The sequence below is a fragment of the Actinoplanes sp. NPDC051388 genome (assembly GCF_055586225.1).
This window is the reverse complement of record NZ_JBVJIP010000024.1, coordinates 124,520-137,596: the sequence shown is the minus strand read 5'-3', so window position 1 is coordinate 137,596 and position 13,077 is coordinate 124,520. Positions and strand designations below refer to the sequence as shown.

General features: G+C 73.4%; 13 protein-coding genes. 5 read left to right on the top strand and 8 right to left on the bottom strand.

Annotated features, from left to right (window positions below; translation table 11 throughout):
* Positions 1-24 precede the first annotated feature (24 nt).
* Both ACZ6TI_RS42130 and ACZ6TI_RS42125 read right to left on the bottom strand, forming a co-directional pair.
* Positions 25-672: a class I SAM-dependent methyltransferase gene (locus ACZ6TI_RS42130; protein WP_465350889.1), complete on the bottom strand. Its 648-nt coding sequence runs from the start codon at positions 670-672 to the stop codon at positions 25-27.
* A gap of 5 nt (positions 673-677) precedes the next feature.
* Positions 678-1,334 (bottom strand): PadR family transcriptional regulator, encoded by a 657-nt coding sequence (locus tag ACZ6TI_RS42125; protein WP_465350888.1) that lies wholly within the window; start codon positions 1,332-1,334, stop codon positions 678-680.
* Positions 1,335-1,440: 106 nt separating this feature from the next.
* On the opposite strand from ACZ6TI_RS42125, the gene ACZ6TI_RS42120 reads away from it, so the two are divergent.
* Complete coding sequence (locus tag ACZ6TI_RS42120; protein ID WP_465350907.1) at positions 1,441-2,754, top strand: serine hydrolase domain-containing protein; 1,314 nt, start codon at positions 1,441-1,443, stop codon at positions 2,752-2,754.
* A 3-nt stretch (positions 2,755-2,757) separates the two neighbouring features.
* Here ACZ6TI_RS42120 and ACZ6TI_RS42115 read toward each other — a convergent pair whose 3' ends face one another.
* Positions 2,758-3,621 carry an EthD domain-containing protein gene (locus ACZ6TI_RS42115; RefSeq protein ID WP_465350887.1) on the bottom strand — a complete coding sequence of 288 codons (864 nt, stop codon included), beginning with the start codon at positions 3,619-3,621 and terminating at the stop codon, positions 2,758-2,760.
* Positions 3,622-3,640: 19 nt separating this feature from the next.
* Positions 3,641-4,573, bottom strand: coding sequence for a DMT family transporter (locus ACZ6TI_RS42110; RefSeq protein WP_465350886.1), 933 nt, complete (start codon positions 4,571-4,573; stop codon positions 3,641-3,643).
* Between the two features lie 42 nt (positions 4,574-4,615).
* Here ACZ6TI_RS42110 and pdxR point away from each other — a divergent pair, with 42 nt between their 5' ends.
* Positions 4,616-6,034: a MocR-like pyridoxine biosynthesis transcription factor PdxR gene (pdxR, locus tag ACZ6TI_RS42105; protein ID WP_465350885.1), complete on the top strand. Its 1,419-nt coding sequence runs from the start codon at positions 4,616-4,618 to the stop codon at positions 6,032-6,034.
* Here the strand turns inward: pdxR and ACZ6TI_RS42100 are convergent.
* Entirely contained in the window at positions 6,018-6,818 is an 801-nt protein-coding gene (locus ACZ6TI_RS42100) for a DUF3097 domain-containing protein (RefSeq protein ID WP_465350884.1), read from the bottom strand. The two genes, pdxR and ACZ6TI_RS42100, sit on opposite strands and share 17 nt — an antisense overlap.
* Positions 6,819-6,853: 35 nt before the next feature.
* On the opposite strand from ACZ6TI_RS42100, the gene ACZ6TI_RS42095 reads away from it, so the two are divergent.
* From ACZ6TI_RS42095 to ACZ6TI_RS42085, 3 genes are all read left to right on the top strand, one after another.
* Positions 6,854-7,636 carry a hypothetical protein gene (locus ACZ6TI_RS42095; RefSeq protein WP_465350883.1) on the top strand — a complete coding sequence of 261 codons (783 nt, stop codon included), beginning with the start codon at positions 6,854-6,856 and terminating at the stop codon, positions 7,634-7,636.
* Positions 7,629-8,111, top strand: coding sequence for an NUDIX domain-containing protein (locus ACZ6TI_RS42090; protein ID WP_465350882.1), 483 nt, complete (start codon positions 7,629-7,631; stop codon positions 8,109-8,111). The genes ACZ6TI_RS42095 and ACZ6TI_RS42090 overlap by 8 nt, the downstream gene beginning before the upstream one ends.
* 90 nt (positions 8,112-8,201) lie before the next feature.
* Positions 8,202-9,602, top strand: coding sequence for a S8 family serine peptidase (locus tag ACZ6TI_RS42085; protein WP_465350881.1), 1,401 nt, complete (start codon positions 8,202-8,204; stop codon positions 9,600-9,602).
* Positions 9,603-9,605: 3 nt separating this feature from the next.
* Here ACZ6TI_RS42085 and ACZ6TI_RS42080 read toward each other — a convergent pair whose 3' ends face one another.
* The 3 genes from ACZ6TI_RS42080 to ACZ6TI_RS42070 are packed head-to-tail and all read right to left on the bottom strand — an operon-like array spanning position 9,606 to position 13,007.
* Positions 9,606-10,388, bottom strand: a complete 783-nt coding sequence (locus tag ACZ6TI_RS42080; RefSeq protein WP_465350880.1) for an HAD-IIA family hydrolase — start codon at positions 10,386-10,388, stop codon at positions 9,606-9,608.
* The gene (locus tag ACZ6TI_RS42075; RefSeq protein WP_465350879.1) at positions 10,385-11,413 is read right to left on the bottom strand and encodes a ferrochelatase; all 1,029 of its coding nucleotides are present in this window, start codon (positions 11,411-11,413) and stop codon (positions 10,385-10,387) included. Before ACZ6TI_RS42075 ends, ACZ6TI_RS42080 begins: the two co-directional genes overlap by 4 nt.
* A 34-nt stretch (positions 11,414-11,447) precedes the next feature.
* The gene (locus ACZ6TI_RS42070) at positions 11,448-13,007 is read right to left on the bottom strand and encodes a choice-of-anchor P family protein (RefSeq protein ID WP_465350878.1); all 1,560 of its coding nucleotides are present in this window, start codon (positions 13,005-13,007) and stop codon (positions 11,448-11,450) included.
* Between the last annotated feature and the right edge of the window lie 70 nt (positions 13,008-13,077).

Genomic DNA, 13,077 nt, shown 5'->3' with positions numbered 1-13,077 from the left:
TCGGCCCGGTCATGCCCAATCGGCTCAGGCGCTCAACCGCACCTCCAGGCTCAACCCCTCGGCGACGATCTCGCAGCCGCCGAAGGTGCTCGCGGCGGCCAGCGCACGCAGGTCGGCCGGCCGCCGGGCCCGCCTGCGGAGCTGCCGCAGGGTGAGCCGGGTGACCGCCGCGTTGGCCGGGCCGAGCCCCATCGCGGCCACCTCGGCGGCGATGTCCGCGCTGGTCGCGTCGCGGTTCAGGTCCTGGATCACGGCCCGGCCGCCGGGCCGCAGCACCCGGTGCATCTCGTTCAGCGCGCGCACCGGGTCGAGGAAGTTCTTGAACGCCGCCTGGCAGACGATCAGGTCGAAGCTCGCCGCGGCGAACGGCAGCGCGGTGGCGTCGCCCTGCCGGAAGTCCACGGTCACCCCGGCGACGGCGGCCACCTCGGTCGCGATCTCCACCATGGTGTGGCTGATGTCCAGCCCGGTGACGGTGTGCCCGAGCCGGGCCAGCTCGACCGCGTGGTAGCCCGGGCCGGGCGCCACCTCGAGGATGTCGGCGCCCGGCGGCAGCCCGGTGGCCAGCGCCTCGGCCAGCCGGCGGAACTCGCGCCGCTGGCTCGCGGAACCGCGCTGTTTCGCGTACCACCGGGCCGTGCGGCCCTCCATCTCCGGAACTCGCAGTCGCATCTGTCTCAGTCCTCCCCCTCGGTCGCGTCCCCGGTCAGGAGCGCGGTCCAGCCCGGCGGGGTCCCGCCGGTCTCGTGCCAGGCACGCCAGCCGTCCATGCCGGGCAGGGTGCCGTCGTGCAGCTCGGTCAGCAGCGACCGGACCCAGCCGGCCTCGGCCGCGCGGACGGCCAGCGCGTATTCGTCCTCGATCAGGAACAGCCGCGGCACCTCGGCGGTGAACCGGCGCAGGTCGGCGCGGCGGCGCTCGAGGTCGGCCTCCAGCGCGGCCAGTCGCAGCTGGAGCAGGTCAGCGGCGTCCTCCGGCGGCAGCACGCCGAGCACGGACAGCGCGGCGCCGAACCGGACCTGCTCGACCACCGGCTCGGCGACCAGCTCGTGCATCCAGTCGCGCAGCTCGGCCCGGCCGGCCTCGGTGATCGCATAGCGCGTGCGCTCGGGGCGGCGCCCGGCCCGGCCGGTGTCCACCGTTTCGATCAGCGCGTGCTTCTGCAGGTTGCCGACCACCGTGTAGAGCGAGCCCCACTTGACGGCGCCGCCCTGCTCCTTGCCGGTGCGCCGGAGCACGGTCGCCATCTCGTACGGATGCATGGGCCGGCCCGGCACCAGCAGCGCCAGCAGAGCCAGTGCCAGCAGGTTGCCGACCTTGCGCTTCGCCACCATGGCTCCTATCCGCCGCCGATTACTCGTGCACGAGTATACGCACAGAGGCGTAGCCGGAAACGGCGCGTGCCAGTTACACATGGAGATCCCCGACGAAAGGCCCGCCGTGTCCCTGTTGCCGGAAACCGGCCGTCGCGTCACCGAGATCGCCGCCCGCGCGCAGTCCGCCGGCCGGGTGCCGTCCCTGGTCGTCGCGGTCGTCCGGGATCGCGCGGTGCTGCACTTCGCGGCCGCCGGCGAGCACCCGCGGCCCGACCCGAAGACGCAGTACCGGCTCGGGTCGATCACCAAGACGCTGACCGCGACGATGGTGATGCAGCTGCGCGACGAGGGCTACTTCGCGCTGGACGATCTGCTCTACCGGCACCTGCCGGGCACCCCGGTCGGCGGCATCACGCTGCGCCAGCTGCTCGGGCACGTCTCCGGCATGCAGCGCGAGCCGGACGGGCCGTGGTGGGAGCGCAGCACCGGCGGCGACGTCGACAAACTGCTGGCCGAGCTGCCGTTCGACAAGCCGGCCGGTCCGCCCTTCCGGGCGTTCCACTACTCCAACCTGGGGTACGGGTTGCTCGGCGCCGTCCTGCAGCGGGTCACCGGCGAGTCCTGGGCCACCCTGGTCGGCAAGCGCGTGCTCGACCCGCTCGGCATGAAGCGCACCACCTATGCGCCGGTCGAGCCGTTCGCCCGGGGTTACGTGGTGGACCAGGCGCACGGGACGCTGCACGAGGAGCCGCGGCTGGACTCCGGCGCGATGGCCCCGGCCGGGCAGCTCTGGTCCACCGTGACGGACATGGCGAAGTGGGCGGCGTTCCTGTCGGATCCGGCGCCGGCCGTGCTCAGCCGCGAGACGGTCGATGAGATGTGCACGCCGGTGGCCATCGCCGACCTGGAGTCCTGGACCAAGGGGCACGGCCTGGGCCCGCAGCTCTTCCGGGTGGGCGAGCGGGTCTATGTGGGACACGGCGGCTCGATGCCCGGTTACGTCGCGCACCTGGCCGTGCATCGCCGGAGCCGGTTCGGCGTCATCGTGTTCGCGAACGCCTACGGCCTGACCGGCGGGAGCATCCGGAAGGTCAGCCTGGAGGCGCTGACCGCGGTGCTGGACGCCGAGCCGGTGCCCACGACGCCGTGGCGCCCGTCCGCGCCACCCTCCGGCCCGGCCGCCGAGCTGGCCGGGCGCTGGTGGTGGATGGGCCGCGAATACGAGGTGGTCGCCGAGGCGGAGGCCGTGGTGATGCGCTGCCTGACCGTGCCGGACGAGACGTGGCGCTTCACGCCGGAGGGCGCGGACCGGTGGCGCGGCCGCACCGGGGAGAACACCGGCGAGATCCTGCGGGTGCTGCGGGCGGACGACGGGGCGGTCGAGGCCCTGGACATCGCGACCTTCGTCTATCGCCGCGACCCGGCACATCTGGCCTGAGAGTCACGCCAGGCTGGGCGCTCCTTGCGGCAGGAACAGCACGCTCACGTCGGCGTCGCGCTGGCTCTTGGCGTCCAGCCGGCGGATCACGTCGGCCACCGCGATCCCGCGCACCCCGGCCAGCGTGATCCGGCCGTCGATCTTGGTGGTGACGCACCGCTCGACCCGGGCGGCGTGCACCGCCTCGCAGTGCCGCGCCAGCTCCGGGGCGGCGCCGGGCAGGCCGGACAGCGCGGCGGCGTCCTCCACGACCACCTCGACGCAGGCGCCGTACTGGCGCTCCGGCGGCTTGAACATCAGCACGCCCGGGTGGTCCAGGGTGATGTCCAGCGGCTCGAACAGGTGCCGGCGGACCTTGCGCACGCCCGGCGCGGCGGCCCAGACCGGGGCCAGCTCGTGGCTCACGTAGTCACGCAGCTGACCGGCCGCCTCCGGGCGGGCGCGCAGGAAGACCAGGTGCCGCACCAGCGCGTCGGTGCCGTCCGGCGCCGGATCGGTGTGGTCCGCCACGGTCTCGCTGCCGCCGGCCACGCTGACATAGGCGAGCTGCTCGGAGAGGAAGTTGATCCCGTCCTCCATCTGCACCCGGGACGCGCCCTGGAACGCGCCGAGGTCCTCCATGGTCGGGAAGGTGGCCTCCGGCACGCCGTGGAACTCGTCCTCGGCGGCCGGCCGGTTGCTGACCCCCTCGATCGGCGGGAAGAGCACGGAGTCGAAGGAGACCGCGTGCAGCCACACGCTCGCGATCCCGGGGAACCGGGGCGGCAGGGTGACGTGGGCGTTGAGCCAGTAGTCGTAGAAGTCGCCGACCGAGATCGACTCCTTCTTTCGCAGCGGGATGACCAGGGTCACGGCGTCATGAGTCATGCCCCAGAACTGTATACAGTTACCCGGAAGTTGCATACAGTTTGTCGTCGTGATCCGCGCTGACCAGGGGAGTTCTTGCTTTGTCCGCCTGATTGGTCAGTCCGATCGCCAGCCCGGCCGCGACCAGGCCGATGCCGAGCCAGACCCCGAGCCCGGGCGGCGGCCCACCGAGCGCCATCCCGGCTGCCGCCGCGGCGATCGGCGCCACCCCGGTGAGCAGCCCGGCCTTCCCGGAGCCGAGGCGGGCCACCGCGGTGTACCAGAGCACGAACGCCACCGCGGTGACCAGCACCGCCAGGTAGGCCGTGGCCAGCAGGTGCGCGGTGGTCAGCCGGGTGATCGCGGCCGGGCCGTCGAGCGCGAGCCCGCCGATCCCGAAGAGCACCGCGGCCAGCCAGGTGGTGTGCACCGAGACGCCGAGCGGGCCGTGCCGGCCGAGCAGCGGCACCGCCATCAGCGTGAAGCCCGCCTCGCACGCGAACGTGACCGCCGCCCAGCCGACCCCGATCGCGTCCGCCCGGCCGACGCCCTGCACCAGCGCGGCGCCGAGGGTCACCACGATCGCCGCGGCGACCACCCGGGCGGCCGGGCTCCGGCCCTCCAGCAGCGGGCCGAGCAGCGCGAACACGATCGGCACGCAGGCCACCGCGACGCCCAGCACGGCCGGTTCGGCGTGCTGCGCGCCGTGCACCAGCGCGACGTTGAAGAGCACCAGGCCGGCCGCGGTGACGCCGAGCAGCCAGAGCCACTCGGCGCCGCGCGGGCGGGCCAACCTGCGGCCGGTCAGCCGGGCGTAGCCGAGCAGCAGCAGGCAGGCGACGGCGTAGCGCAGCGACTGCACGGTGGCCAGCGGCGCGTCCGCGAGCAGGCCGGACACCGCGACGCTGCCGCCCACGCAGACCATGCCGGTGGCGCCGGCCAGGACCGGCAGGGCGATGCGGGATGAGGTCATGTGGTCCATGCTGGTGGCGGACATGGTCCAGGTGAAGGACCAATGCATGGGCTCGGAGGTGGACCAATTCCCGGATCGGACTTCCTGCAACTGCGGCCGGAGTCGGCGCCCGCCAAGGGGCTGACCACCTGGCTGACCGATGCGCTGCGCACCGCGATCGCGGACGGGCGGCTCGCCGACGGCGCCCGCCTGCCGGCCACCCGCACCCTCGCGGGCGAGCTCGGAGTGGCCCGCGGCAGCGTGGTGGAGGCCTATCGGCGGCTACTCGACGAGGGGTTGGTGCGCGCGCTGACCGGCGCCGGGACCGTGGTCTGCGCGCCCGGCCCGGCCACCCGCACAGCGCCCGCGACGACCACCGACCGGCGGGCCGGGGTGGGACTGCGGCTGCCACCGCCCAAACCCGAGGGCATCCGGTACGACCTGTCGCCGGGAGTGCCGGACCTGTCGGCGTTCCCGCGCACCGCCTGGCTGCGGGCCGAGCGGGCGGTGCTGGACCGGACCACCGGCGCCGATCTCGGTTACGGGGATCCGGGCGGGCACCCGGCGCTGCGCCGGGTGCTGGCGGGCTGGCTGGCGCGTACCCGTGGGGTGCGGGCCGAGCCCGACGACATCCTGGTGGTGGGCGGCGTGGCGCAGGCCCTCGCCCTGCTGGCCCAGACCCTGACGGCCGAGGGCGTGACCGGCGTCGGGATGGAGGACCCCGGATCGCGTGGCGCGCGGGACCAGATGGCGCACTGGGGCATCGACCCGGTCGGCGTGCCGGTGGACGACGAGGGTGTCCGGGTGGACGAGCTGGCCGGGCTGGACGCGGTGGTGCTGACGCCCGCGCACCAATATCCGACCGGCGTGGTGCTCAGCCCGGCCCGGCGCCGCGCGCTGCTGGACTGGCCGGGGCTGGTGATCGAGGACGACTACGACGCCGAGCACCGCTACGACCGGGCGCCGGTGGCCGCGTTTCAGGGCTCGGCGCCGCAGCGGGTGGCGTACGCCGGAAGTGTCTCGAAGTCCCTGGCGCCGGGAATGCGCCTCGGCTGGCTGATCACGCCGCGCCGGATGCAGCCCGCGCTGCTGGCCGCCAAGCACGCCAGCGACCTGGGCAACCCGGCCGTGCCGCAGCTGGTGCTCGCGCGGCTGCTGGAGAGCGGCGACTACGAGCGGCACCTGCGGTCGGTGCGCACCCGCCAGCGCCGCCGCCGGGACGCGCTGCTGGCCGCCCTGCGCGAGCATCTGCCGCAGGCCCGGGTGGCGGGCGTGGCGGCCGGGCTGCACCTGGTGGTCACGCTGCCCGGCGACACTCCGGACACCGAGCTGGCCGAGCGGGCGGCGCGGGCCGGCGTGCTGGTGCAGCCGCTCTCCTGGCACCGCCATCGGCCGGGGCCGCCGGGTCTGGTGCTGGGTTACGCCGCCCGCACGCCGGACGAGTTGCGCGAGGCGGTGGCCGCCATCAGTCGGGGACGGTGACGAAGTCGATCAGTCGCTCCATCGAGTTGATCAGGGGGGTCTCGACGTCCTTGTAACTGTTCACCGAGGCCAGGATGCGGCGCCACATCTCGTAGGGCTCGCGCACCCCGACCGCCGCGCAGACCCCCTCCTTCCAAGGCCGGCCGGGCGGGATCACCGGCCAGGCGCGCAGGCCCACCCGCTCCGGCTTCACCGCCTGCCAGATGTCCACATACGGGTGGCCGGTGACCAGCACGTCCGGGTCGGTGACGGCGGCGACGATGCGGCTCTCCTTGGAACCCGGCACCAGGTGGTCGACCAGCACGCCGAGCCGCCGTCCGAGGCCGGGGCCGAACGACCGCACCGCGGCCGCGAGGTCGTCGATGCCGTCCAGGGGCTCCACCACCACGCCCTCGATCCGCAGGTCGTCGCCCCAGATCCGCTCGACCAGGGCGGCGTCGTGGATGCCCTCGACCCAGATCCGGCCGGCCTTGGCGACCTGCGCGCGCACTCCGGCGACCGCGGTCGACCCCGATGCCGTGCGGCGCGCGACCGGCGCCGTCGTGGCGGCCGGCCGGCGCAGCGTCACCACCTCGCCCTCGAGGAGGAACGCGGCGGGCGCCAGCGGGAAGTTGCGGCGCCGCCCCTTGCGGTCCTCGAGCACCACCGCGCCGAGCTCGAAGCCGACCACCGCGCCGCAGAAGCCCGAGTCCACGTCCTCGACGACCAGGTCACGCTCGGCGTCCACCTCGGGCACCGCCTTGCGCCGACGCCAGTTACCGGAAAGCACGTCCTCCCCATACATGGGAGGCACGGTATCGGCTCCGCTACCCTAACGGCATGTCCCCCGCAGCGAATGCGGCCACCCTGACGGCGCGCAGATCGACCCGGTTCGTGTCCTGGGTGCGCGCCTGGCGGGCCGGGCTCGTCCCGTTCGACGAGCTGGCCGACGAGATCGCCGGCGACGAGGAGCACCTCGTCGCCGATGCCCCCGGCACCTGGCAGGACGTGCCGCTGTCGCAGGGGCTGCCGGTCTTCGCGAAACTGCATCCGGACGACATCCGCCTGGTCCTGCCAGCGCCGGGCGACCCCCGCGGCCTCTCCGGCCCGGGCCCGCTGACCGGCGCCGCGATGCTGGCCGGTGAGGCCGTGATGACGCCGCAGTTCGGGGTGGTGCCCGAGGTCCGCACGCACACGTCCGGCTCCGGGATGACCTTCGAGACGGTGCTCTGGCGGGTGATCCCGGTCGAGGAATACCGGCCCGGCTTCCAGATCGGCGCGGCCGAGGCCGAGCAGGAGCTGACCCAGGCGCTGACCGAGACCACCGCCCAGCTGACCCGGCTCGACGTGGCCCAGTGGCGGCCCGAGCTGGCCGGCGCGCTGCAGGCGCTGCGACGCCCGGAGAGCACCGCGACGCTGCCGCCCGGCTTCGACCCGCGGGCGCGCCGGGTGTTCGCCCGGGCCAGCGTGCTCGACCAGGTGCTGACGCTGGCCGAGCACAATGCGCCCGGCGGCGCGGTCAACACCTACGAGGCCCAGCAGCGGGATGCCGCGCTGCGCCCGCTCACCGCGGCCTGCCGGCAGGCACTGGTCGCGGCCTGCAACTCGCCGCTGCATGCCTGACCGCTTCGCGCACTGCACGTTCTGCGGCGCGCGGTTCACGCCCGGCCAGCCATGGCCGCGGCACTGCGCGGCGTGCGGCGAGATCAGCTATCGCAATCCCACGCCGGTGGCGGTCGCGGTGCAGCCGGTCGGCGCCGGCCTGCTGGTGGTGCGGCGCGGGATTCCCCCGGCGATCGGCCGGCTGGCCCTGCCGGGAGGCTTCATCGAGGTGGGCGAGACCTGGCAGCAGGCTCTGGTACGCGAGCTCGTCGAGGAGACCGGAATCGTGCGCGAGGCCTCCTCGGTCCGCCACTTCGCCACGTCGAGTGCGACGGACGTGATCCTGATCTTCGGCGTCCTGCCCCCGCTGTCACAGTTCTCCGCCTTCAGCAACGCCGAGACCGCCGCGGTGGAGGTCCTCGCCGCACCGGCCGAGCTCGCCTTCCCGTTGCACACCGAGGTCGCCAACCGGTGGTTCGCCGAGTCCCGCAACTGAGCCGCTACCTCGGAAAACATGGATTCGGGGCGACCCGATCCGATGGTGGGTGAACCAAGATCCCACGATCGGTGAAGGTTGCCTACGCCCATGACGACCCACCTCCTGTTCCGCCGCACCACGACCGCGCTGCTGGCCGCCCTCGTCGGCGCCGGCGCCGCGGCCGTCCCGGCGCAGGCCGCCACCCAGCCGACGAGCCGCTACATCGTCTCGGTGTGGCCGGTAGGCCCGCTCGGCGCGACCGCGCAGGCGCTGGTCGGCGACAAGGTCGAGGCCGAGCTCGGCGGCGCCTCGTCGTCCTTCACCGCCCGGCTGACGGCGCGGGAGGCCGGGCGGCTGGCCGGGAATCCGCTGGTGGCCATCGTGGAGAAGGACCGGATCGTGCGGGTCAGCGACACCCAGCGGAACCCGCGGTGGAACCTGGACCGGATCGACCAGCACAGCAAGACGCTGTCGCGCACCTACACGCCGCTGAGCTCGGCGTCGGCGGTGCACGCCTATGTGATCGACACCGGCATCAACATGGCCCACGACGAGTTCGGCGGCCGGGCGGTCAGCGGGTTCAGCTACCGCACGGGAAAGCCCGCGACGGACTGCGACGGGCACGGCACGCACGTCGCGGCGACCATCGGCGGGCGCACGTACGGGGTGGCCAAGGGCGTGCAGCTGGTCGGGGTCAAGGTGCTCGGCTGTGACGGCAGCGGGTGGATGTCCGACGTGGTCGCCGGCGTGAACTGGGTGACCGCCCACGCGATCAAGCCGGCGGTGGCGAACATGAGCCTGGGCGGCGAGGCCAGCGCGAGCCTGGACGCGGCGGTCAAGCGGTCGATCGCGTCCGGGGTCACGTACACGGTGGCGGCCGGCAACGACGGCGTGGACGCCTGCACGTCCAGCCCGGCCCGGGTGCCGGCCGCGATCACGGTGGGCGCCACCAACGCCAGCGACTACCGGGCGTCCTTCTCGAACTACGGGCGCTGCCTGGACCTGTTCGCGCCCGGCGTGAGCATCGTCTCGGCTTTCAAGGGCGGCCGGGACGCCCTGGCGATGCTCAGCGGCACCTCGATGGCCAGCCCGCACGTGGCCGGCGCCGCCGCCATGCTGCTCGCCGCCACGCCCACGCTGACCCCGGCGCAGGTGTCCGCGCGGCTGAACTCGGGCGCCACCGCCAACCGGATGCGCAACGCCGGCCGCAAGTCGCCGAACCGTCTGCTCTTCACCGCGACGCCGCCGACCGCCGCCACGGTCTCCACGGCCGGGCTGCCGGACGCGACCGCCGGGGTGGCCTATCACGCGCAGCTGACGCACTCGGCCAGCGTGGCCGGCGGCTGGAAGGTGGCGGGCGGCGCGCTGCCGGCCGGGCTCACGCTCTCTCGCACCGGCCTGATCTCCGGCACCCCGGCGAGTGACGGCGAGGCCGCGTTCACGGTGCGCTACACCGACTTCGTGCCCCGCAACGCCGACCGCGCGCTGACCATCACCGTCAATCCGTAGCGATCAGACCTCGTCGATGAGGTCGGCGACGCTGGCGATCACCCGGGACGGCCGGTACGGGTATCGCTCGCTCTCCGCCTCGGTGCTGATCCCGGTCAGCACCAGGATGGTCTCCAGCCCCGCCTCCAGGCCGCACAGCACGTCGGTGTCCATCCGGTCGCCGATCATCGCGGTGGTCTCCGAGTGGCCCTTGATGACGTTCAGCGCCGAGCGCATCATCATCGGGTTGGGCTTGCCCACGAAATAGGGCTCCACGCCGGTCGCCTTGGAGATCATCGCGGCCACCGACCCGGCGGCCGGCAGCGCGCCCTCGTTGGACGGGCCGGTCGCGTCCGGGTTGGTGCAGATGAAGCGGGCGCCGCCGTCGATCAGCCGGATCGCCTTGGTGATCGCCTCGAAGCTGTAGGTGCGGGTCTCGCCCAGCACCACGTAGTCCGGGTCGAACTCGGTGAGCACATAACCCGCCGCGTGCATCGCCGTGGTCAGGCCGGCCTCGCCGATCACATAGGCCGTGCCGCCCGGCCGCTGGTCGGCGAGGAACTGGGCGGTGGCCAGCGCGGCCGTCCAGATCGACTCCTCGGGCACGTCGAAGCCCATCCGGCCGAGCCGGGCCGCGAGGTCGCGCTGGGTGTAGATCGAGTTGTTGGTGAGGATCAGGAAGGGCTTGCCGGACTCCTTGAGCCGCTTGACGAACTCGGGCGCGCCGGGGACCGGCACACCCTCGTGGACCAGCACCCCGTCCATGTCGGTGAGCCAGCTCTCGATGGCCTTGCGCCGCTCGGTCATCTCGGTCCTTTGCGTTGGGGAGTGGGGCAGCAGTTCGCGGGACAGACGTCCCAGACCGGCAATGTACCCATCCGCTGTTGCGAGCCGGTGGCGGTGCGCTCCTGGACCAGCTCGCGGATCATCGTGACGAATTCCGGACGGCTGCCGGGGGTGCCCGCCCGAACATAGCCCAGGCCCAGGTCACGGGCGGTTTCCAGGGCCTCGTTGTCGAGGTCCCAGAGCACCTCGAGGTGGTCCGAGACGAAGCCGATCGGGCTCACTACGACGTCCGTCACATCCTTGTCGGCGAGCGCCCGCAGGTGGTCGTTGACGTCCGGCTCCAGCCACGGCACCTGCGGCGGGCCGGAGCGACTCTGCCAGACCAGGTCCCACGGCAGGTCGGGGGCGGCGGCCGCGTGCACCAGGCGGGCCGTCTCCTGCAGCTGGGCGGTGTATCGGCCGCCCGTGGGGCCCGCGTTCTCGGCCATCGAGACCGGAATCGAGTGGGCGGTGAAGACCAGACGGGTGGTCGCGCGCCGCGCCGGGTCGAGCTTGTCCAGAGCGATGCGTACGCCCTCGGCGTGCGGCCGCACGAACCCGGGGTGATCCCAGAACTGCCGCAACTTGGCGATCTGTGGCGCCCCCGGCCCGACGTGCGCCCGGGCCGCGGCGATGTCCTCCCAATATTGCTTGCAGGACGAATATCCGCCGTATGCGCTGGTCGCGAACCCGAGCGCGTGCTCGACCCCGTCGTCCCGCATCCGGGCCACGGTGTCCGCCAGCATCGGCTGCCAGTTCCGGTTGCCCCAATAGGCGGGCAGCCCCACCCCGTGCGCGGCGAAGTCCGCCTGCACCGCGGCCAGCAGCTCACGGCACTGCTGGTTGATCGGGCTCACCCCGCCGAAATGGTGGTAGTGCTCGGCCACCTCGAGGAGGCGTTCCTCGGGCACGCCGCGCCCGCGCGTCACGTTGCGCAGGAACGGCATCACATCGTCGGGGTGCTCGGGTCCCCCGAAGGAGAGCAGCACGAATGCGTCATAGACCACCCAGCCATCCTCCCCCTGCTGGCCGGGCCTCGTTTCAGAGGGTGCCCAGCGGCTCGGGCCGGGGCCGGTTGCGGGCCACCAGCCGGATCGCCACACCGACCGCGATCAGCAGGATCGAGAAGACCAGCAACGAGAACACGTTGTTGCCGGTGCGCGGCAGGTTGTCGCCGCCGTTCCCGCCGGTGTTCGAATTGTCGGTGGGCGTGGTCGGCACCGGGGTGGGCGTCGGGTCCGGGTCGTCATCGTCGCCCGCCGCGGCCACCGTGACGTGCGCCACCGCGGAGTTGATGGTGTCGGCGCCGACGGTGCGGGCGTTGCCGGCCACGGTCGCGGACGGCACCGACAGCCCGGAGTGGCGGTTGCCGATCGGCACGGCGACCGTCGTGATCGCGCCGGACGGGCCCTGGTCGGCCACGGTGACCGTGCCGGTGGCGTTCGTGCCGGCCCTGAGCGACATCGGGGTGACCGTGCCGGTGGCGTTCGTGCCGGCCGCGAGCGACATCGGGGTGATCGTGACGGTGCCGCCGGTGCTCTGCGGCGCGAGCACGGTGACCAGGGTGCCGCCGCCGTCGACGTCGATGATGGTGCCGGCCGCGGAGGCGATCGGCGTGCTCCGCGCGGTGATCGCGGCGCCGCCCGGCGCCCAGTTCGCCGCGCTCAGCGCCGAGCTGTTCACGGTGACCGGCAGCGAGACGGTGACGCTGCCGGCGCCGGGCACGGTCACGCCGGAGCAGCGGATCCGGGTGGTGGTCGAGGTGCATTCACCGCCGCCGGTGGTGGTCACCGCGCCGAGCGTGTAGCCGGTCGGCGGCGCCGGGATGGTGATCACCGTGTTCGGCGCCGCGATGTCGCCGGTGTTGGTGACGGTCACCGTCGGGGTGGCCGAGTCGCCCGGGACGATCGACTTCGGGCCGGGGGTGACCGAGCCCAGCCGCACGATGCCGGAACACACCGACTCGGCGACGATCACGGTGCCGTCCGCGACCACGGAGAGACCGCCGGCCAGGGCCAGATCAAGACCACGCACGGTGTACGTGAGCCGCCCGGTGTTCTGGTCCCAGGTGGCGAGCTCATGATCGACCGTGCCGGAGAGCACGCCCTGCACGCCGATGTCGGTGTTCACCGCCGGGTTGACGGTCTGCCCGGCGACCTCGAGGTTGGCCACGTCGGTGTTGCCGGTGATCCCGGCGCCGGTCATCGAGCAGCTCGAGTTGATCGCGGCCGCGCCCAGCGTGCCGGTGTTCAGCACGTTCAGCCCGAGCACCTCGGCGGACGCCTGCCCGCCGCCGGTCGCGGACTGCGCCTCGACGGTGATCGCGCCGGTGATCGCGCCGGTGATCGGCACGGTCGGCGCGAGGATCGGCACACCGAGGTTGACCGCCGCGGTGTTCCGGGTGACCGCGGCGCCGCCGGTCTGCCAGCTGGCGGCGGGCGTCGACGCGCTCAGCGGGATGCCGCCGGAGAGCAGGTTGATGTCCGCGCGCAGGCCCTGGCCGCGGGTGGTGATCGTGCCCGCCGCCGCGTAGGCCGCGACCGGTGGTCCGGTCAGGGTGACGGCGACCAGGACCACGACCGCGGCCGCGGTCCTGCGCACGGCGGGAGGGTTTCCGGGGGTGAAACGCCTATTGACCACGACGCGAAGGTAAGTCAGGCGAAAGCGGAGG